This window comes from Gillisia sp. Hel_I_86, from assembly GCF_007827275.1.
GTDB lineage: Bacteria > Bacteroidota > Bacteroidia > Flavobacteriales > Flavobacteriaceae > Gillisia.
The window spans coordinates 2,746,472-2,767,349 of the sequence record NZ_VISE01000001.1 but is presented as its reverse complement, the minus strand read 5'-3'; the positions used below and the strand labels follow the sequence as shown (position 1 = coordinate 2,767,349).

The window sequence follows — 20,878 nt, the reverse complement described above, 5'->3', positions numbered from 1 at the left end:
AAAATGAAATGGATATTTAGCTTTATACTGATAGCTTTAACAACTGTAGCGGTTGTTGCCCAGGCACCTGAAAAAATGAGTTATCAAGGTGTTATACGAAATAGCTCCAATCAACTCGTAAATGCATCGGATGTTGCCCTTAAAATACTTGTTAAACAAGGCTCAGCAAATGGTTCAGTTGTTTATGAAGAATCTCATTATACAAAAACCAATGGCAATGGACTAGTTTCGTTACAAATTGGAACAGGAACACGTAAAAATGGAAAATTTGGAGAAATCAACTGGTCAGAGGGTCCCTATTTTGTAGAAAGTCGGGTAGATCCTAATGGAGGTGGAAATTATACAATTTCAGGTATTAGCCAAATGCTTAGTGTGCCGTATGCATTGCATGCAAAATCTGCAGAAATCTTCACCGGTACCATTTCTGGATCTCAAATTTCAGATTTGGATTTTAAAGTAAATAATAATTCTGCTTTTAATGGTTGGGATAAAAATAGCGATGATGATTTTTCTGGTGATTATCAAGATTTGACCAATCTTCCCGATTTATACACAAGGGAGGAAATAGATAAACTTTTTATAGATGTAGACGTAGAAGGAGGGCTAGTACAAACTTTGGAATGGAATGACGATCGCCTCTCGATCTCAGGTGGCAACAGTATTACCTTAACCAAATGGGACACCGATGTTACAGATGATTTCTCTGGAGTATACGATGACCTTCAAAACAAGCCAGAGTTGTACAATAAAATTGAAATTGACAATCTTATAAACGGAATAGAAACAACTGGAGGAGTTCCACAAAATTTAAGCCTAGAGAATACTACTCTTAATATTTCTAACGGAAATTCTATCTCTTTCGATAATTGGGACACCAATGTAGCCGATGATTTCTCTGGAGTATACGATGACCTTCAAAATAAGCCAGAGTTATACAATAAGCTTGAAATTGACAACTTAATTGCAGGTATCGAAACCACTGGTGGGGTTTCACAAAACCTCAACCTTGATCAAAATACATTATCCATATCTGGGGGGAATTCCATTTCTTTTGACCAATGGGACACCAATGTAGCCGATGATTTCTCGGGAGTGTACGATGACCTTCAAAATAAGCCAGAGTTGTACAATAAGCTTGAAATTGACAATCTTATAAACGGAATAGAAACAACTGGAGGAGTTCCACAAAACCTCAACCTTGATCAAAATACATTATCCATATCTGGGGGGAATTCCATTTCTTTTGACCAATGGGACACCAATGTAGCCGATGATTTCTCGGGAATGTACGATGACCTTCAGAATAAACCAGAGTTGTACAGTAAAACGGAAATTGACAACTTAATTGCAGGTATCGAAACCACTGGTGGGGTTTCACAAAACCTCAACCTTGATCAAAATACATTATCCATATCTGGGGGGAATTCCATTTCTTTTGACCAATGGGACACCAATGTAGCCGATGATTTCTCGGGAGTGTACGATGACCTTCAAAATAAGCCAGAGTTGTACAATAAGCTTGAAATTGACAATCTTATAAACGGAATAGAAACAACTGGAGGAGTTCCACAAAACCTCAACCTTGATCAAAATACATTATCTATATCTGGGGGGAATTCCATTTCTTTTGACCAATGGGATACCAATGTAGCCGATGATTTCTCGGGAATGTACGATGACCTTCAGAATAAACCAGAGTTGTACAGTAAAACGGAAATTGACAACTTAATTGCAGGTATCGAAACCACTGGTGGGGTTTCACAGAACCTAAATCTGGACCAAACGACTTTATCTATTTCAGGGGGGAATTCCATTTCTTTTGACCAATGGGACACCAATGCCAATGATGATTTTGATGGAGCTTACTCCAGTTTAACCGGATCACCTAAAATCTATACTCAGGACGAGGTTAATAATATCAAGGCAGAAATACTAAAGCAGGTTGAAGACAATTATGCCAAAAAAGCTATTGTTGTACCATTTTCATCGTCTAGAAATATAAACAATAATGATGTTGGCAATACTCTTGCCTGTACTTCCACAGCAACCCTAACTATAAGTTCCGGTTTTTCGGCTATGGAGGTTGGTGATGTGATTAATTTAGAGGTGCACGGTACCACTTTTACCGTAAAAGGTGCTTCAGGTGTTTTGATCAACGGTAAATCAGGTGGTAATACCAGCATTGGAAACAATGAATTTTATACTGGTGGGATCCTTAGAAAAACCGGTAACAATTCTTATATTGTATTATAATGAAATATATCTTTTATATATTATTCCTTTTTTCTGTTAGCGCATTTTCGCAAAACTATCATTATGCATTAGAGGAACAGGAAGAAGCTATTCCTCCCAATGTAACCACGATCAGTAATGTTGGTGAGTTAATTGCCGGACTCAAATCTGATGCAAATTTATATTTACTTCCCGGTACTTATACCTTAAACGCTAGGATTAACTTAAGGAACATCTACAACCTAAATATTTCAGGGGCTGATGGTGTGGTAATTTCGGGTAACCTGGAAACCTTAATACAATTTGAAGAAGACGCAAATAACATTTCTTTTAAGAATATAAGTTTTAATTCCACCTCTACTGCTAAAGCAATAAATTTTGGTGGCCTTGTTAATTTTAGTCAGACAAATGCGGAAAACATCCTTTTTGATAGGTGCAGTTTTTCTTCTCCCAATACAGATACAAATGGTCTAAAATTTGTTTCCCAGGGGCCTTATAGGTCCAAAAAAATAGAAATAATTAATTGTAAATTTCAGGATATAGGAAGAATGGCCATTGAGACCGTAAACCATGACGGAGATGATATTGTGAGGTTTGAAGATATAACAGTAAAGGACTGCTATTTTAACAATCTGGGCACGGCGTCTATTTATGGAATGGCAATAAGTATAAGTGGCACCGGAAATAATGCTGAGATATTGAATAATATTATTGTGGACGCCAAGGATCGTGCAATTGAAAATGTGGCCTGGAATAATGTAGTAATAGCAAACAACACTTTCTCTTCCATAAAAAACGCCTATAATCCTATAACCATGAATAGAAGAGCTGGAGGAAGTCAATATATGACAAATGTCTCTGTAATTGGAAATTCTGGAACTGTCTCAGGAAATGCCCCACATTTGAACGAAATTTATAATTGCGATGGATTGGAATATTCAAAAAATTCATTTTATGCAGATGCCCTACATTTATTTGATGTTAAAAACTCATCTTTCACGAATAACTTTCATTATTCCGATGGGGGAATAGGCTTATATGTGGAGAATAAAAGCACTAACAATTCCTTTTACGATAATACCTTTGTCACCATTAGGGATTACGCAGATACCGTAGCTTTCTTTTCAGGCGCAACAGGCAATACATTACAAAGAAATGAAATTTTAAAAAAGGGAAATGGAGGAATGTCCTATAACGATATGGATGGAGGTAATTATAATTTAGATCTATCCAATTAACATTTTAACACCAAGATTCAATTGGAAACTTCAACGTGTGTTTCCTACGTGTCCTAATCCAGTAAATTAAGTTCAAATTGTTATTTGTTTCGAAAATATAATTGCAGAAGGGCCATCATACATTGAAGATGATAGGATGCATTCAATGTAATTCACTCATCACTATTTAAACGCTAACTTAGTAACTATGCTAATCCTACTTACTTAGGATTTATGTATTTTCTTATAGAATCTATTAATTCATCTGAGGCATATTCCCCCATTCTTTTAGAAACTAATAATTGTTGTTTATTTTTGCCTAGCAGTACTGCTTTTAGCTCGTTTTCATCATCAACCACATTAATATAGTTCAAGGATTTAAATTTTTTGGCTGTATGAAGTTGATGCTCATTCCTATGTTCACCATACTTAATAAGTCTTGGCATTATTATTAAAGTTTTCCCAGTTGTCATTGCAGATAATATAGTGCCCATTCCAGCATGGCTTATAATAAAATCGGCTCGATTGAAAATCATATTATATTTTATGGGATCGATAAACTTAAACGTTTTAAAATGAATGGGTTTGTAGGATTTCATTGGAGCCTGGACAATTATTTCTTGATCCTCCAACTCTGGGATTATTTCATCAACAGCTTTTATAAGTCTATCAAATGGTTCTTGAGTACCAACAGTTACAAATATCATGAAAGAACATTTCCGTGAAACAAACATTTTTTTTTGGCGAGATCGGGCCATTGTGTATAGGTCCTATCGGCAAAAACAGAAGCAACTTTTCCACTAAGGGAAAGCTCTTCTACATTGGCTATGCTATCCACCCAAATTGTTTTTGCACCATACATCTTTCCAGCAAATATGGAGATAAGTCCTGGAAGAGCCCCAGTAGAAATAACAACATTGGGTCGGATAGAATTTATCAGGGAAAATATTTTATATATCGCATTCGGGAGCTTCAATTTTTCATTCCTATTTATATCTGGAATCCTATGAAACTTAGAGAGCGCCACCGTTTCTGCAACACTTTGTTTCGTGGATGCAAATATAATCTCATTGCCCTCGAAAGCTGGTACCAGTCGTAAGAGTTCAACCCAATGTCCTCCTACCGAGGCAACTGCCATAATTTTCATGTTATTTTAATTTTAACCAATTTATTTATATTAATCGCCAATCCCAAATGATAATTGTTATATAATGTGGAACTGGTTATTTAAATATTTGTATATCCGTTTTATGTCCTATAAATGTTTCGTCACCCTGTCCCGAAAGCTTTCGGGATTATTTCAGGGCCTCTATTTACTGCATTGATTCTTAGTGTTATAAGATTCCAAAACAGGTTCAGAATAACGTTATTTATTATTTTATGACAGTTTGCGGATATACAATTAAATATTTAAGCCTTTGGCCAATTGTTTCATTTTTTAATATGTTTTGGGCTGGACACTCATTCCCTAATAAGCTTTAAGAAAAGTAATTATTGGGAATTGGTAAAATATTCCAAAGATTTCCAAGAAGGATCATCTGCTTCTAAAACAGGTCCTTGAGAGTTTTGTTCACTGATAATTTTGTACATTTTATTAAAAACTGGCCACTGACTTATCTTATATTTTATTGAAAGCATCCAAAGAGCCCGCAACCTATACGGATCATTTAAACCTTTGGCATGATAACGCCTTAAAGCATTGCGGAAAACATTATAATGATTTTGCAGTAAATTTTGTTTGGGAACATCCGTAAGGCGGTGCAGATTATGAAGACGAATTACTGTACCATAGTGGACCGCATGAATGCCTTTAAAATTTTCATTGATACGCATCCACATATCCGTATCTTCCGCATTTTTATAGTGTTCATCAAATAAACCGACCTTTTCAAAAACCTCCTTTTTAAAAATAAAACCGTTGGTGTTTGCAAAATGAAAAGTTGAAATGGAAAGATTGTTAATATCCCTGGGTTCGATATTGGTTTTCGTCCAGCGTTTAAATTTATTTTCCTCATCAATATCCAGCATTACCAAAGAATTACAGAGAGCAAACCCTAACTCAGGATCCGATTCTATGGCAATTACCATTTTTTGCAGGTGTCCACGAAGATATAAATCATCTGAATCCAAAAAGCAGATAAAGGCTTGGGTCGCTTTTAAGATTCCTCGATTACGCGCACCAGAAGCTCCTTGTGAATTACAGTCGTTTGGTTTTTTTAGAATTTTCACCTTGTTGCCAAAAGAAGATGCCACGGCCAGGGTCCCATCTGTAGAGCCATCGTCTGAAACGATAATTTCCAGGGGTCCTGGAAAGTCCTGCTCCATCACACTTTGTAAAGCGTCTTTTACAAGTTCTGCCCTATTATACGTAGGTATGATTATACTTATACCCTTCATTTGTGCAACTATAATTTGGTGTGACTATTTGACGCAGGAACTTCTGAATTTTGGAGCACCTTTTTAAATTTTTCTAATGTGGCGGCAAAAGAATAAGATTCTAAAAAACGATTTCTATTGTACATGTTGAACTTTAGCCTCTTTGAAGAGGAGCATTTTTTGAGTACATGGATAAATTCACTTTTGTTGTTGCATTCTGCTCCCGTTTTATTCAAATCCAAATTATAGCCCACAAAAGCTTCTTTGGTGCCCACAATATTTTTTCCATACATTAATGCTTCGCAAATTTTCACTTTCATTCCTCCTCCCTTAAAAAGAGGAGCTAATATAAAATCGGCATTCATTATAACAGAAGAGAGATCAGGAACAAATCCCAAATACTCTATTTTAGGATCAACAAATTTTTTCTTCAAAACATTGGACGCACTTCCCGCTATTTGCAGCTTTATATCCACATTGTCCAGAACTTCTTTCACAAACCACGTAATTCCATGAACATTGGCAAACCAATCGCTCCCTACAAACAAAAAAACCGGTGGTAAATTAGATTGCTCCTGAAGGTCTATTTCCCCAGCAGGAAAACTATCTTTAAAACTTATGGGGATGACATGGGTCTTAAATTTGAGCAACTTTTTATAAATTTGACCCAGCTCCATTAAATCCCTCTCATTTAAGACAATGACTTGATCCGAAAATTTTACGGCATTTTTTTCATTGTAATAGATAATAAAGCTTCTCCAAAACTTTAAGGGGTTTGCTCTCACTTCCTGAAGGTACATCTTGTGCTCTACATTGTGAAAAAAACATAGTATTTGTCCTTTGTAATTATTTTTTTTTAGGTACTTGCAAAGTATTCCATAATAAGATGAATCTATAAAAATATAATTATATTTAAATGCCTGCTCCAGAATACTTGTTACTTGCTGTTTTGATAATCCAGCATTGTATCCTCTAGAATAGTTCCTAAACCTGGACAATATGGAGTATAGGTTTTTTCCTAGCGAAGTGGCAAATTGAACAACATCAACGTTATCTTCTCCAAGGATATCGCAAAACGACAGATAATTCCTATTGGTACATTGGGAACCACCACCTCCAGAATTGGTTTTGAAGTTATTTGAACATATAAACAATAATTTCATTTTAATTTTTTAGGTAATGCCGAGATTAATTTTTTGTTATTTGATTTTGGGAACCCCATTTAAATGAGTAGATATTCTTAGAAGCTAAAATGGAAGCCATTCGAGGTTTTAAAAAATCTTATGTATATCCGTTTTATCTACTATAGTTCTTTCGTCACCCTGAATTTATTTCAGGGTCTCAATTTATTATATTGATTATTAGTGTTATAAGATTCTTAAACAAGTTCAGAATGAGGTTATTTATTATTTTATGACACTTTACGGATAATCTTAATTAATAAATCTACAAAAAAAATATGGATGGAATAATTCTGGAAAAAAATTGAAATTGTTACTCTTGTTTTATAAAATTAGAGGTTGGATTGTTTATTCATAGGTATTCTTTTTTGTTACATTCAAAAGTATTTGTTGAAATTCTCTTCCCACGAGTTCTGAATCATGACGGGTTTCAGCGGTAGTTTTCGCGGTTTTTGCTATTTCCTGCCTAAGGGATTTCTCAAGAAATAATTGCTTTAACTTTTCAGCCAATACGTCTATATTATTATTTGTGACTACCGCAGCCCATTTATATTTTTCAGCATATTGTACCAATGCGGTGTCTTGAGGGGCAAAAACAACAATTGGAGTGCCACTTGCCATATATTCAGGGGCTTTTGTGGGCATGGAATATTTTATATAACTTAAAGATTCTACACTAAAATCGTAAGGGAGGATTAAAAGATCTGCTTTTGCAAAAACGCTTGGAAGTTCTTCATATTTTACAAATTCCCGATGTTCTATATTTTTATCATTTTTCATCCAATCCAGTGCGTCTTGTGCCTGAACCACAAATTTTATATTTGTTTGAAGTTCTTTATTAACCTTTTTTATGGCTTCCGCTATGCTCTTTAATGATTTATCGATACCAAGGCCTAATCTTCCGGCATACAATACTGTTGGAGTTTCAGGGAGCTCATAATTTTCCCTTTGTTCTTTCTCCCAAAATTCCAGTTTTATAGGGTTATGAAAAGTGATGAATTCTTTCCCATATCGTTTTTTATATTCCTCGCACATATAATCGCTTATTCCCATAAGCAAGTCTGCCCTATCCAACAACACTCTAAATTCATTGTTTATTTTGCTTTTCCAAAACTTTTTCAATATACCTTTTACCCCTATTAAGGTTGGCCAATCATCCATCATATGGAAAACCATTCGTCGTTTTAAATAATCACAAATTTCGATTCCAAATAAAACATCTTCCCTATTATGAGCTTGGATATATAAAATATCAGGGTCAAAATCATCTAACCAGGAACAAAATTCTGAAGACAACCTTGTTCTGGCATGAAAATGTGAAAACCCAATGGATTCAAAAATAGGATGCATGTATTGCCTTATAAGCTTTACCCGCAGTTTTGATTTATTAACAACGATCTTGTCTTTAATATTGATTTCGTCACTAATATTTAGAGTGCCGGAATAATATTTTCGACTGAAAAGGTTAAATGGGAAAATCCATTTACGTTCTTTAGAACCTAATTGATAATAGTTATTGCAAAGCGTAGGATCCATCTTTTCGGTAAGCAAGTAACCCGAACAGGCTACTGCAATTTTGTCTCTATCCCATTTTGCAAATAAATTGGATAAAGTAATCCCTCCCCCAGTATTGGTATTAAAGGGTTGGTTTATGATCAAGACTTTGGGTAAGTGCATGTTTTAAATTTTTTAGGTTTGATTTTGCAGGTCCTCAGCTATCTCATGAGTGTTTTTAGAACCTCTAAAATAATCCACAAGAATTTGTTCTGGGATATTTCTTATAGTTTTGGAGTAGCAAATGCCAACAGCTATCCATAATAAAATATACTGCATGGTGAAGGTATGAATAGTTGAAGGGTACATAATTATCAATGCCCATATTATCCACATAGCTGCTGCTTTGCTAAGCAAATTATTTGAATTGAAAAGTCCTTTGAAAATAGCGGGGATTGTTATTAGGAGAAAGAGAGACAAGGAAATTAATCCGCCTTTCAAGATTAGTTGGAGATAATCCGTCTCAATAGTACCTCTATAGCCGGTCACCTCATTAACATCTATTCCCGGACAAAAATATTCCCCCATCAATCCGCGGCCTATTAGCCAGTCTTTAACGCTCATATCCTGATAAAAACAAGTTTCAACAAGCGATCTCGTATCTTCCAAGCCCCGGTCCATAAGATTGCCGAACAGGCCGTCTTGTTCCGCATTAAACAACTCCATTCCGAACATTATTAAAAATCCCCCTAGGAAAATTGACATTAAAACAATAAAAAATTTACTACTATTATTGGAAAGATAGAGAAGATAAACCAATACCAATGGAAGCAATTCCATTAACAACAAACCTCTCCTTGCCCTAACTACTGCAAAGAATAAGGTTATTACCAATATGCCTATTGAAAATACCCTTCTTCGAAAAGTATGATACCTATAGGTAAGCAGTAAAAATAAACTTGGGGTGGCCAAAGTTTTAGAAAAATATTCAACAATGGCCTGACTTTGCAGGTCTTGTCCGGCACGCATGAGTTCTTTAATATATACAAAGTCATAAATAATATAAATTACCCCTAAAATAATAATAACATCAAAAAGCTGCTTATAGCAAATCAATTTCTTGGGCAAGAATAAAAAAAGTGGGACTAAATACAAAAAAACACCAAACCATGCATCAAAGAGAATAAACTTTATAGAATCATAATTAAACTCAACACCCCTTATTACTATTACTAGCAACCATATTAAATATAGGGTATATAATACTTGTAAATAGCTGTTTTTTATAGTATAGCTCATTAAATGAATGGCCGTAGGGACAAAAATAAAAATCCCTATTATTTGAAAAGTCTGAAACACATTATAATTTACAGTATCGGTAGTAGAAATTGTATAACTTGCAGTATATAGTATAAACCCAAACCAGAAAAGATTGAGTACCTGCCTGTCCCTGCGGCCCAAAAATAAATGATCTTCTAAAATTTCCTGGTTCATTAAAAACAACTGTCTGAGTTCAAAATTTGTTCGATTAATCCCAAATGTTTCCCCATAATCAAATCCCCTTCAAACTCCGGCAAGGCATAACCCTTAACATCATTATCAATACAATACTTTATACCAGTAGCTAAATCATGCGAATCCTTATAATTTGCAAGATACCCGTTATTTTTATGGTCGATCAAATCTGGTATTCCTCCTGTATTAAAAGCAACCACGGGAGTGCCGCAATATTGTGATTCTAATATGGAATAAGGAAGATTATCAGCAAGGGAAGGTGCGAGGAATACATCGGCTGCATTATACATAAGGTTTGTTGCATATTCATTAGTAAGAAATCCCATGAATTTTGTTTTAAACGGTATCGCTTCGGCAACCTCTTTGTTGTAACCACTTCCAAATATCAATATACTCACATTTTTAAAATTGCCATCTTCTTCCATTATTTCCAAGGCCTTCTGCAGATACTCCCAACCTTTATAGGGACTACCAATGGAGATGGCACCAAAAGCAATAACAATATCATCTTTATCAATATTAAGTATCTTTTTAGCAACGTTTTTCTCAAATGGTTTGAATATTTTATCGTCTAAATAATTAGGGATATAAAATACAGGTTTTTCCTTTGTAAGTGCAGACTGTTTAGCGCAGTTAAACAGCCATTTACTCGGAGCTATAAAATATACATTATCATATGTTGAAAATAATTTTTTCTTTCTTTTAAATTCACTAGTAGATAAATCATTCTTCTTATCACCTATAAAAAATTTGCAGTTATGGCAGTGTTCCATGTATTTATCACAGCCAAAGCTGTGGTGGCACCCTCCCGTAATAGTCCACATATCATGCATAAAAAATATTATCGGCTTATTGAGCTTAACCAATTGCTCTATATTTTTAATGCTTAAAAAACCGTTGAGCACCCAATGAATATATATGACATCTACTTCTCTAACCACATTCATTTCCGAAATATTGGAACCAATAACTGGATAGGAAAAAATACCAAATTGAGAGGTCATTCTTCTTTTTAAATAGGATTCGACCCAGTTATTCATCTTAGAAACCCAACGAGCCTTTCTCTCTAGACTACAAATATTCTCTTCCGCGTCTATCTCACCGTATAAGGAAAGAAGACTGGAATTAGCCCCGGCTTCTAAAAAGGCCTTATGAAGTCTATTGCCTGGACTGGCCTTGGAAGAGCCATACTGAAGATGAAGTATCTTTAAATTAGCCATATTTAGATTTTATTTAAGCCAGAGCCCTTTTTTATTCTTAACGATTATCATATAATATTGCAGTGGAGCTATTATAAATCCATTGATATTGGCTAAAACAGAAGCTATAAATAGCGCATAAACACCCATCCTAAAATAATTAAGGAACAAGAAAACCAAACCTATGAATATAATGGGGCTAAAAATACTTGCCCAAAACTGTATATATAATGCACTGATTCCATTTAAAAAACTAACATATTTAGAACCAAAGATAATCGTAGACACATATATAAACCCCCAAAGGGAAAGGGGAAAGCTAATCTCAACGGTTCCCGCTCCCAACCAGAGGTCATAGATTTTATTTGAAAAAATTAGCATTACACCTCCAATAAAAACAAATGCGATGTTCAACAAATTGTATTTTCTCATGCTGTTTTTTATCCATTCTATGTCTTTTTTTAAATATGCCTCTGTAGAAGCTGACCAAAATGGGGAAAGAAAAATAACAAACCCCATCGTAAGCACATTAAAGTATTTATAAACAATATTGTAGGAAGTAACCTGTGAGGGACCAAAATTCCTGGCGATTATAATATTTGCAGTTTCAAATTGTACAATAGCAGCAATTTGAATCACAAAAAACATCATACCCAAATTGAAAAGACTTTTGGCATGTGAGAACTTAACCTTAGATAATGTAGGCCTATAAGGTCTATATTTTGTTCTAAACAAAAGCAAATTAGCAGCGATCAGCGTAACTAAGGGGGAAAGGCATAAAGCAAGTCCCAAATAGATCAGTGATCCCGATGTAGTCATCACCAACAAACCAATGATGATCAGGGATAGAATTTGCGATACTAGATCAATCAAAGATGCTTTTGCAGGTTCTTGATCTGCTGTCATTATCGTAGTAATTATCTTAAAAACAAACTGAAAGCAGAAATAGGTAAACACAATCAAAACAAGTATAGAAAGTTCTGATTTATAATCGTTAGCTAAATTAAGCATGTTGCTCCAATCCAAAAACGGATTTATAAAAAGAAATAAAATCCAGACACTTAAAAAAACGATGGTTAAGATCGCGTAGGCCGTACTCACAAAAACCTGGGCACTCTCATCATCACCGGAAGCTTTTGCTTCAGCAAATTTATTGCGCAAACCTTGAGTTAGCCCTATATCAAAAAAACTAAACCAGGCAACTATAGAACTGATTGTCAACCAAATTCCATAACGATCCGCATTAACATAGTTGATCGTTAGGGGCACAAGCACCAAACTGATGACTATACTACCTCCTTTTATTAAGAGCGAGGTAAGAATGTTTTTTTTTGCCTTAATACTGCGTTCCTGACCTTTATTTAGGAATTTCCGGAAAAAAGTAAATAAGGGTATAAGATTTCTTTTAATCATAAATAATAATTACTTTTTTAGGCACCGTAGGCTAATAGATTTCTTCTGACAAATAAAGAAGATATTTTTGTAAACTCGCTTTATTTATTGGAGTGAACCCGGAAATTGAATTTCTTAATTAAGGTATCTGCATGAGTCAATATTTCATTTGAAAATGCAGAATAATTATATATATCACAACTTAACCGCTGACCTTTTTCCCCCATTTCTTTAGCCTTTTGTGGATTATTGATCAAAAAATTGATGGCCTTTTCCCAACCAGTCTCATCATAATAATCAACCAATATCCCAATTCCCTCTTTTTCTATATTAAATGGATAGGCCTTGTTATCTGTAGCTATAATAGCTTTGCCAGCTGCCATTGCTTCAAAAACAACAGTACTGCCAAAAGGTGAGAAAGAGGAGGTTTCTTCAAGAGGTATTGCTACGGCCAAACAATTATAATATTCTTCACGAAGCTGGCCAGTAGAGGTTAAACCAGGGATTATAGAATTATCTACATATACATTTGAGGGGATTTCGGTTTTTAGTTCACTTTCAAAATTAGGCCTGGCAGTTATATGAAGATCAAAATTAATATTTTTAAAAGATTTTAATAGGGTATTATAATCTCGTCCACTCCCGCCAGTTGAATAAATAAAATCTAAATGAGGTGGTTCTACTTGTGCCCTATTATAATTCTGAAAAAAATAATGGTCCACCCCCCAAAATCTTAGATAATCTGTGTTGCCTTCAATTTTGTGTTTTTTGCTTTCTATGAAAATTGATTGATTGATAAAGACAATTTTATCTATTCCTTTAAAATAAACATACCGCGTTAAATATTGCCGGGCACGTTTTAATGGATTTTTCTTATTAACAACATAGGCCCGCTGTGCAATTGTTAATATGGGTTTTTTAAATAAATAGAAAATTTTAAAAAGAGCTATTAAAAAAGTAAATTGCATAAAAGGATCGAAAATCACGTCATATTCTTTTGCCCTACGTATTACCTGCAGTTGTTGTTGAAGGTTATCGATTTTTATAAATTTTCCTATTTTACCAAGGATCCCACTAGGTTTATTTTCAATGAAAAGAACTTCATATCCCTCCTTTTTGAATTGATCGTAACACCACACATGATGCAGCGGCAATAAATCACCGCCATTTTCAAGGTATTCCAATGCTTCGTCCAAAGAATAAAATGGTACTATTTCAAGCAATCGTTTCATAAATTACGCTATTATGTTCAATTCTGGAACTCCCACAACAAAACGCGTCCCGGTATTTTTTAATTCAGCCTGTTGCTGTATAATTTCTTTGCTAATATTCCATGGTAAGATTAAAAGCCACTTAGGTTTATTTTTATTTATAAGGGCACTAGGGTGCAAGATAGGGATATGACTTCCAGGCATAAACTTACCTTGTTTTGAAGGGGCGGCATCACATACAAAAGGTAATAAATCACTTTTAATTCCGGCATAATTAAGTAGGGTGTTCCCTTTTGCTGCGGCTCCATATGCAGCCACAAGTTCATTTTTTTTCTTTTTTTCAATTAAAAAAGAAATCAAATCATTTTTTAAAGTGTTGGCTTTTTCCTGAAATGCATCGTAGATTTTCAGGTCTTGCATTCCTGCATTTTTTTCCTGGTCCATAATTTCTTTTACACTCGGTTCTATTTCCCGGGAGTCTTCAAGGTTACAACCATATACCCTAACGCTTCCACCATGAGTTGGGAGTTTTTCTACCTTAAAAATCCTTAGCCCATTTTCTTCAAAAATTTTAGAAGTTGTGAATACTGATAAATAGGAATAGTGTTCATGGTAAACGGTATCGAATTGGTTGAATTTCAGCAAATTAAATAAATGTGGAAATTCAAGCGTTACTGTACCTCTTTCTTTTAGGAGCATTTTTATGGCAGCTGTAAAATCATTTATGTCGGGTACGTGGGCATAAACATTATTTCCAACAATCAAATCTGCTTTTTGACCATTCCCAGCTAATTGTTTTGCTAGTTTTAGACTAAAAAACTGCTTTATTACCGGGATACCTAAAGAAATAGCTTTATCAGCAGTTCCGGAGGTTGGTTCAATACCCAAAGATGGAATTCCATTTTTCACAAAATTCTTTAATAGGTAACCGTCATTGGATCCTATTTCAATTATTTGGCTTGAAGCATTTAATTCAAGGGAACTAGTTATTTTCTCAGAATACTGGAATGCGTGGTCCAACCATGATTTAGAAATAGATGAGAAATAGGAATAATCGTCCTTAAACAATTCTTCCTTACTTGCATAATCAGCAATTTGAACTAACCAACAATTGCTGCACACATACAATTTTAATGGAAAATACACTTCAGGTTCGTTAAGATTTGCTTCCTCTAAATATGCATTCGAAGGTGGGGCAAAGCCTAAATCCAAAAAAACATGTTCAAGTTTTTTTTGGCAATGACGACAGTTCATAGTTCAACAGATTTGTTATTAAAATTCAGATTATAAATTAGGATGGTTTAAGTCCCTTTCTGAAACAACAGATACAGGAAAAGGCCAGGAAATCCCTATTTTGGAATCATCATAGGGGAAACCCCGTTCGAAATTAGGATCGTAAAAGGAAGAATGCTGATAAATTATTTCTACATCCTTGCTCAAGGTTTGAAAACCGTGGGCAAAGCCCTCGGGCACATATAATATTTGTGGGGAATCTTCTGACAAATTATTGGATATCCACTTTAGAAAGGTATCAGAATCAGGTCTCATATCCACAATAACATCATAAACACTCCCTTTGATTACCCTGATAATTTTAATTTCTGATGCGGTACCCACTTGATAATGCATCCCCCTTATTGTGCATTTTTCCTCGGTAATAGAATGGTTAATTTGTACTATTTTTTTATCAAATCCAATTTCAGCTAATTCTTTTTCACAAAATATTCGTGTAAATGAACCCCTTTTATCTCCTTTTGGATCGAGTGTTATGATATAGGCTCCTTTTAAAGCAGTTTCTATAAATTCCATAGTTGTTATTTATCCCTTGAATCTTTGATTTTCATAAATTCATCAATTTGAAATTCGCATAGCTCACGTACCATTTTACCATTTAAATATTCTTTATACCATTCCACGGTTTTGTCAACCCCTTCTTCTAAAGAATAAACATTCGACCAAGCCAACCTCCTTTTAGCTTTTGAGGAATCGAGTTTTAAAAATTTAGCTTCGTGCTCGTTCGATGTATCTTCTATCGTATAAGAAGCATTTCCTCCCCAGTTTATACATAACTGGGACACCACCCATCCAACGGTTTTATTATGATCCTCTCCCGGCCCAAAATTCCAACTTCCAGCATAATCTTGACCTTCTGTGTATAATTTCTTAACCAGGATCAAATACCCAAAAAGGGAATCTAAAATAAATTGCCAAGGTCTTGTAGCACCCGGATTTCTAATAACCACATTTTCTAGAGCCTGCATCGACCTCATGAAATCTGGAACCAGTCGATCTAAGGACCAGTCGCCCCCACCAATGATATTACCTGAACGCGCTGTAGCAACGGCAATTCCATTTTTATCATTTCCATCTGTTTTAAAAAAGGCATTTCGATAAGAGGCAGTTATAAGTTCTGAACAGGCTTTGCTATTGGAATAAGGATCGTGGCCACCAAGAACGTCATCTTCCCTATATCCCCAAACCCACTCTTTATTTTCATAACATTTATCTGTAGTAACATTTAGAATAACTTTAACAGTTCCTGTGGTCCTGGCCGCTTCCAAAATGTTTACTGTTCCCATAACATTTGTTTCGAATGTAAAACGAGGGTCTTTATATGAAGCCTTTACCAATGACTGCGCCGCCAAATGAATGATGATTTGCGGTTGGGTTTCCTTAATAAAATCTTTCAACCGCTCAAAATCCCTAATATCGCCAATATATGATTGGATGAACCTTTCGCTATATACCAAATCGTATAGATTAGGGGAGGTTGGAGGATTTAAAGCATAACCAAATACTTGTGCGCCAAATTTATTTAGTAACAGACTTAACCAGGCTCCTTTAAAACCAGTATGTCCCGTAATGAGAACTTTTTTTCCCTTAAAAAACTTTTTTTCCAAAAAATTCGATTTAAAAATTTATCTAAAAATTCACTATGCTTTTTCAGGGCTGGATTCCCATTTTATCCAAGGCGCTGTCTTATTTTTAATAAATGCATCTAATTGTCTTTTATCCCTCAAAGTATCCATAGGCTTCCAGAAACCAAAATGTTTATATGAAAAAGCATTTCCAGATTTGGCTAGGTTTCTAAGTGGTTCATTCTCGAATATTGTATTATCATCAGTTATATAATCCATTATTTCAGGCTCACAAATAAAATAACCTCCATTTATCCATTTTCCATCACCCTTGGGCTTTTCGGTAAACTTTAGAACTTTATCATTATTATCTGTAATCAAGGATCCAAACCTTCCTTCTGGTTGCACAGCAGTAATTGTAAGGATCTTGCCGTGGGCTTTATGGAAATTTAGAAGATTATTTATGTTTATATTAGAAACACCATCTCCATAAGTAAGCATAAATGTATTGTGTCCTATATATTCTTTAGCCCGTTTTATCCTACCGCCAGTCATGGTATCTTGACCGGTATCTATTAATGTGACCTTCCATGGCTCTGTTTTATTTTTTCTATATATAGTTTTGTTCTCTGCAAAATCAAAAGTAATATCTGAATTGTGGAGGTAGTAATTGCTGAAGTACTCCTTTATCATGGATCCTTTATATCCTAAAAGGATAATGAAATCATTAAACCCATAATAGGAATATGTTTTCATAATATGCCAGAGTATAGGTTTATTTCCTATTTCTATCATGGGCTTTGGTTTTAATCCGGTTTCTTCCGAAAGCCTAGAGCCTAAGCCTCCTGCTAAAATTAACACTTTCATACTTTTAGTTTTTTTGGACGATTTTCTGTTCCCCTCTAGATTACCTTCTATTATTGTGGTTTTTATAGGGGATAACTTAATACTCCACCTTTAAAAAATATGTCATTCACATAAAAAATAGTTTGATCCTACTCTTTTTTGCTTTTACCATTCACTATTGTATTGCTAAAAAAACAAATAGTTAGTTCATCTTTTTTGTACATAGGCCCCATATCCATAAGCTTGGCCATACCCATATCCATACCCACTATCTTCCTTCACTAAACCTCTTTTTTTCAATCCATTGAAGATTATCCCTATATGTTGCAAGTTCTTATCTCCCAGATTTTGATCCAATCTTCGAACGATTTTTTTAGGAGTAAAACCATGCCTAACTACTAATAGGGTGATCTCACTGAATTCGGCAAGCAAATTTGCATCAGAGATCAATCCAATAGGAGCAGAATCCATAATAACATAATCATACCTTTCAGATAATTTCTCAAAAAGGAGTTCCAATTTACCGTTTAAAAGCAATTGGGTATGGTCACCTCCTTTGGTCCCTGCCGGAAGGATATCTAAATTAGTATCCAGTTCTGAAGTAATTACAATACTATCCAGGCTGGCTTCCCCCTTTAAGTAATCTACTATCCCTTTATGGTCCTTTAAGTTGAAAGCCTTAGTAGCATTAGGCTTTCTAAAATCCATATCCAGTAAAACAACCTTTTTCCCTGTTTGAGCTAAACTATATGCCAGGTTCTTGCTTACAAAACTTTTACCTTCCCCTGACAAACTTGAGGTAACCAAAATTTTCTTTTTCCTAAAGGTTCTGCTATAAAGTCCCAATTGAGCATCCAGCTGCCTAAACTGCTCAATAAAAGGTATATCTTCGGGCTTATTTAAGGATAGTTGTTTATCTCCTTTTAAATAAGACAATTCCCCGATAACAGGTAAATTGGTAGATTCTTCAATTTCTGAACGGAAAAGAATTTTTTTGTTCATCATTTCTTTACCAGTCACATAGGCAATCCATAGGCCTGCTCCAAGAAAAATTGCGATTCCATAAATTTTAATTCCTTTAGGACTTACAGGCTCTAAAGAGGCCTGGGCACTGGTAACTACTATATCCTGCCCATTAGTAGGCATAAAAGACAGCGCTATTTCTTCCCTTTTCTGCAATAAAGAAGCAAAAATTTCTTGTTTTACCGCTCTCCTACGGGTAATTTCCAAAAGTTTCCGTTCTTTTTCGGGAATGGTCTGTAAAGCCGAAGTATATTTTCCGGAATTGCTGTATAGATTGGAAAGGCTTGCATTAAGATTGCTTTTTTGGCTTTGTACATTGTCCAAAATATTGGGACGTATTTTATTAATTTCATCGGCAAGTGAAGTCAACATTGGGTTATTGACCGCCGTGGTTTTTTTTAGGCGTTCATACTCTATTTCAGAATTGTAAAGCTTCTGGAGCAATTGCGTTAACACGGGATCATCTATTCCCAAAGTAGAAGGAACAATACTTCCCCCTCCATCTTTTGATAAGATATAATTTTCTACTTTATCCAATACGGAAAGTTTGAGCCTTATATCGGCAATTCGTTGGTCATTATGCCCGGCATCCTGTAAATATATCCTGCTTTGCTGGCTAAGGTCCACAACACCTTTGGAAGAACGATACTGCTCATTTTCGCTTTCAAGTGTATCAAGTTCATTTCCTATATTGCGAATGCGGGCTTCAATAAATTTCATGGTGTTCGCAGCCAAAATATTCTTGTCTTCAATGCCATTTTGGTTGTAGGCTGCTATTATACCGTTCAAAATATCTTCCCCCCTGTTGGGCACCGCATCTTGCAAATAGAGATTGATTACGGTAGACAATTTTTCTGGCGGGGCAACTTCAAGTGATTTCAGTAAACTTTGGGTAACGCTACGAGGGTTTATCAAAATAAAGTATAGGGGTTTTTTGGCCTGTTGAACTTTATTTTTATTGGGATAAAACATGATTTTTCCAAAAGGACTATCCACCCATTCGTTTAGAGGATAGATTCTTCCATCAACCTTTACATTTTTTTTGGAAAAATCGACTGTAAAATAATGTTCAGCAGGAACATCTTTTTCAATTACGATCTCATCTGGATTTTTAAGCTTAATCTGAATAGGTGAAGAATTGTAAGCAGAAACCGATTTTATATTCAAACCAAAAAAATCCTTTTCTTCATAAACTGGGGCATAAAGGTTCAGGGTATCTACCACCTTTTTCATGATATCGGGGGATTGGATTACCTTGATCTCATTTTCCACGATTTTTTTTGAATCGAAGGGACTCATGGATTCCACCATTTTTGAATTATCTACCCCTTTATTCTCATCTTTGATGATCAATGTAGCGGAAACCTCGTAAATAGGGGTAGCATAATTTTTATAGCCCCAGGCCAGAAATAAAACCACTACCAAAATTACTGCAAGCAACGGCCAAAATGGAAAAAACAAATCCATCATAGAGCTGAACAGGTTCTCGTTTTTGGCCGATTTATTATTGTAGGACATAAAATCTAATTTTCGATATATTATCTAGTAACTGCAATGATCCCAAAAGACAGCGCACTAATTATTACGGGCAGCCAAACTATAAGTCTTGAGGTACTCGCTACTTTAGATTCGTTGGGTTGCACATAAAGTACATCATTCGGTTTTAAATAATAATTTGGAGAAGTAAATATGTCATCGGAAGTTAAATCGATTCGTATAAGATTTTTAACGCCATTTTCTTCCCTGATCAAGAGCACATTGTCCCTTTGAGCATAAATGGTAAGGTCTCCGGCTAAGCTCAAGGCTTCCAACAAACTTACTTTTTCGCTGGGAATTGTCAAAACCGCAGGGTTTTCCACTTCTCCCATAACCGAAACTTTAAAATTCAGATACCTTATATTCACTATAGGTTCTACCAATAATTTTCTTTTTATTAGTTCATTAGTAATTTCTTCTCTTAAATCTTGCTTTGTTTTACCTGCAGCTTTAATTTTTCCTAGAAAGGGAAAACGTATATAACCTTCTTCATCTATTAAATATTCCGGAGCCCAATTGTCATTGTTTTTAGCTGTTTCTGAACTATTCACTGGATTAAAAACCTCTGTGGCCCCTGGATTTAAACTGCTTACCAAAATGCTTAACAAATCATTCTCCCTTAAAACAGGTGCCAAGTTTTCGATGTTCGATTGGAACTGGGAGTCTGGGATATTATTGAAGTAGGTCGCCTTTTTCAGATTTGTACAGGAGGCCAATGATAAAACCGCAACGCATAAGTAAAAATATTTTTTAAATTTTATCATAGCTGAAGGTGGTATATTTTATAAGTACTAATTA

17 protein-coding genes are annotated in these 20,878 nt (G+C 35.0%); 2 read left to right on the top strand and 15 right to left on the bottom strand.

Translation table 11 applies throughout. From position 1 onward, the window contains the following. Positions 1-3: 3 nt before the first annotated feature. Together JM83_RS12495 and JM83_RS12490 are read left to right on the top strand one after the other, a co-directional pair. Positions 4-2,253 (top strand): hypothetical protein, encoded by a 2,250-nt coding sequence (locus tag JM83_RS12495; RefSeq protein WP_144962477.1) that lies wholly within the window; start codon positions 4-6, stop codon positions 2,251-2,253. Next, complete coding sequence (locus JM83_RS12490; protein ID WP_144962476.1) at positions 2,253-3,470, top strand: hypothetical protein; 1,218 nt, start codon at positions 2,253-2,255, stop codon at positions 3,468-3,470. The genes JM83_RS12495 and JM83_RS12490 overlap by 1 nt, the downstream gene beginning before the upstream one ends. Before the next feature lie 200 nt (positions 3,471-3,670). On the opposite strand, the gene JM83_RS12485 is transcribed toward JM83_RS12490, so the two are convergent. From JM83_RS12485 to JM83_RS12415, 15 genes are all read right to left on the bottom strand, one after another. After that, positions 3,671-4,156 carry a glycosyltransferase gene (locus JM83_RS12485; protein WP_144962475.1) on the bottom strand — a complete coding sequence of 162 codons (486 nt, stop codon included), beginning with the start codon at positions 4,154-4,156 and terminating at the stop codon, positions 3,671-3,673. Continuing rightward, a complete protein-coding gene (locus JM83_RS12480; protein ID WP_144962474.1) occupies positions 4,153-4,596 on the bottom strand; it encodes an oligosaccharide biosynthesis protein Alg14 in 444 nt (147 codons plus the stop codon). The genes JM83_RS12485 and JM83_RS12480 overlap by 4 nt, the downstream gene beginning before the upstream one ends. Before the next feature lie 344 nt (positions 4,597-4,940). After that, positions 4,941-5,846, bottom strand: coding sequence for a glycosyltransferase family 2 protein (locus tag JM83_RS12475; protein WP_144962473.1), 906 nt, complete (start codon positions 5,844-5,846; stop codon positions 4,941-4,943). Positions 5,847-5,854: 8 nt separating this feature from the next. Then, positions 5,855-6,988, bottom strand: coding sequence for a glycosyltransferase (locus JM83_RS12470; protein ID WP_144962472.1), 1,134 nt, complete (start codon positions 6,986-6,988; stop codon positions 5,855-5,857). A gap of 366 nt (positions 6,989-7,354) precedes the next feature. After that, on the bottom strand, positions 7,355-8,683 hold the full coding sequence (locus JM83_RS12465) for a glycosyltransferase (RefSeq protein ID WP_144962471.1): 1,329 nt from the start codon (positions 8,681-8,683) through the stop codon (positions 7,355-7,357). A 12-nt stretch (positions 8,684-8,695) separates the two neighbouring features. Beyond that, positions 8,696-9,994 carry a hypothetical protein gene (locus tag JM83_RS12460; protein WP_144962470.1) on the bottom strand — a complete coding sequence of 433 codons (1,299 nt, stop codon included), beginning with the start codon at positions 9,992-9,994 and terminating at the stop codon, positions 8,696-8,698. After that, positions 9,994-11,235: a glycosyltransferase gene (locus JM83_RS12455; RefSeq protein WP_144962469.1), complete on the bottom strand. Its 1,242-nt coding sequence runs from the start codon at positions 11,233-11,235 to the stop codon at positions 9,994-9,996. The genes JM83_RS12460 and JM83_RS12455 overlap by 1 nt, the downstream gene beginning before the upstream one ends. A gap of 9 nt (positions 11,236-11,244) precedes the next feature. After that, positions 11,245-12,627, bottom strand: a complete 1,383-nt coding sequence (locus JM83_RS12450) for an MATE family efflux transporter (RefSeq protein WP_144962468.1) — start codon at positions 12,625-12,627, stop codon at positions 11,245-11,247. Between the two features lie 80 nt (positions 12,628-12,707). Continuing rightward, positions 12,708-13,838: a glycosyltransferase family 4 protein gene (locus tag JM83_RS12445; RefSeq protein WP_144962467.1), complete on the bottom strand. Its 1,131-nt coding sequence runs from the start codon at positions 13,836-13,838 to the stop codon at positions 12,708-12,710. Positions 13,839-13,841: 3 nt separating this feature from the next. After that, positions 13,842-15,071 carry a class I SAM-dependent methyltransferase gene (locus JM83_RS12440; protein ID WP_144962466.1) on the bottom strand — a complete coding sequence of 410 codons (1,230 nt, stop codon included), beginning with the start codon at positions 15,069-15,071 and terminating at the stop codon, positions 13,842-13,844. Between the two features lie 30 nt (positions 15,072-15,101). After that, positions 15,102-15,626 carry a dTDP-4-dehydrorhamnose 3,5-epimerase family protein gene (locus JM83_RS12435; RefSeq protein ID WP_144962465.1) on the bottom strand — a complete coding sequence of 175 codons (525 nt, stop codon included), beginning with the start codon at positions 15,624-15,626 and terminating at the stop codon, positions 15,102-15,104. Positions 15,627-15,631: 5 nt separating this feature from the next. Next, the gene (rfbG, locus tag JM83_RS12430) at positions 15,632-16,717 is read right to left on the bottom strand and encodes a CDP-glucose 4,6-dehydratase (RefSeq protein ID WP_144962464.1); all 1,086 of its coding nucleotides are present in this window, start codon (positions 16,715-16,717) and stop codon (positions 15,632-15,634) included. Between the two features lie 33 nt (positions 16,718-16,750). Beyond that, the gene (gene rfbF / locus JM83_RS12425; RefSeq protein WP_144962463.1) at positions 16,751-17,542 is read right to left on the bottom strand and encodes a glucose-1-phosphate cytidylyltransferase; all 792 of its coding nucleotides are present in this window, start codon (positions 17,540-17,542) and stop codon (positions 16,751-16,753) included. Positions 17,543-17,728: 186 nt separating this feature from the next. Further along, complete coding sequence (locus tag JM83_RS12420) at positions 17,729-20,062, bottom strand: GumC family protein (protein ID WP_144962462.1); 2,334 nt, start codon at positions 20,060-20,062, stop codon at positions 17,729-17,731. 20 nt (positions 20,063-20,082) lie between these two features. Beyond that, on the bottom strand, positions 20,083-20,844 hold the full coding sequence (locus JM83_RS12415) for a polysaccharide biosynthesis/export family protein (RefSeq protein WP_144962461.1): 762 nt from the start codon (positions 20,842-20,844) through the stop codon (positions 20,083-20,085). Positions 20,845-20,878 lie beyond the last annotated feature (34 nt).

Bases quoted from the DNA above. Each gene is read 5' to 3' on its own strand.
- JM83_RS12435 (WP_144962465.1), bottom strand. From the start codon at position 15,626: ATGGAATTTATAGAAACTGCTTTAAAAGGAGCCTATATCATAACACTC.
- JM83_RS12440 (WP_144962466.1), bottom strand. From the start codon at position 15,071: ATGAACTGTCGTCATTGCCAAAAAAAACTTGAACATGTTTTTTTGGAT.
- JM83_RS12485 (WP_144962475.1), bottom strand. From the start codon at position 4,156: ATGATATTTGTAACTGTTGGTACTCAAGAACCATTTGATAGACTTATA.
- rfbF (WP_144962463.1), bottom strand. From the start codon at position 17,542: ATGAAAGTGTTAATTTTAGCAGGAGGCTTAGGCTCTAGGCTTTCGGAA.
- JM83_RS12445 (WP_144962467.1), bottom strand. From the start codon at position 13,838: ATGAAACGATTGCTTGAAATAGTACCATTTTATTCTTTGGACGAAGCA.
- JM83_RS12490 (WP_144962476.1), top strand. From the start codon at position 2,253: ATGAAATATATCTTTTATATATTATTCCTTTTTTCTGTTAGCGCATTT.
- JM83_RS12475 (WP_144962473.1), bottom strand. From the start codon at position 5,846: ATGAAGGGTATAAGTATAATCATACCTACGTATAATAGGGCAGAACTT.
- JM83_RS12495 (WP_144962477.1), top strand. From the start codon at position 4: ATGAAATGGATATTTAGCTTTATACTGATAGCTTTAACAACTGTAGCG.
- JM83_RS12470 (WP_144962472.1), bottom strand. From the start codon at position 6,988: ATGAAATTATTGTTTATATGTTCAAATAACTTCAAAACCAATTCTGGA.
- JM83_RS12420 (WP_144962462.1), bottom strand. From the start codon at position 20,062: ATGTCCTACAATAATAAATCGGCCAAAAACGAGAACCTGTTCAGCTCT.
- JM83_RS12465 (WP_144962471.1), bottom strand. From the start codon at position 8,683: ATGCACTTACCCAAAGTCTTGATCATAAACCAACCCTTTAATACCAAT.
- JM83_RS12460 (WP_144962470.1), bottom strand. From the start codon at position 9,994: ATGAACCAGGAAATTTTAGAAGATCATTTATTTTTGGGCCGCAGGGAC.
- JM83_RS12480 (WP_144962474.1), bottom strand. From the start codon at position 4,596: ATGAAAATTATGGCAGTTGCCTCGGTAGGAGGACATTGGGTTGAACTC.
- JM83_RS12415 (WP_144962461.1), bottom strand. From the start codon at position 20,844: ATGATAAAATTTAAAAAATATTTTTACTTATGCGTTGCGGTTTTATCA.
- JM83_RS12450 (WP_144962468.1), bottom strand. From the start codon at position 12,627: ATGATTAAAAGAAATCTTATACCCTTATTTACTTTTTTCCGGAAATTC.
- JM83_RS12455 (WP_144962469.1), bottom strand. From the start codon at position 11,235: ATGGCTAATTTAAAGATACTTCATCTTCAGTATGGCTCTTCCAAGGCC.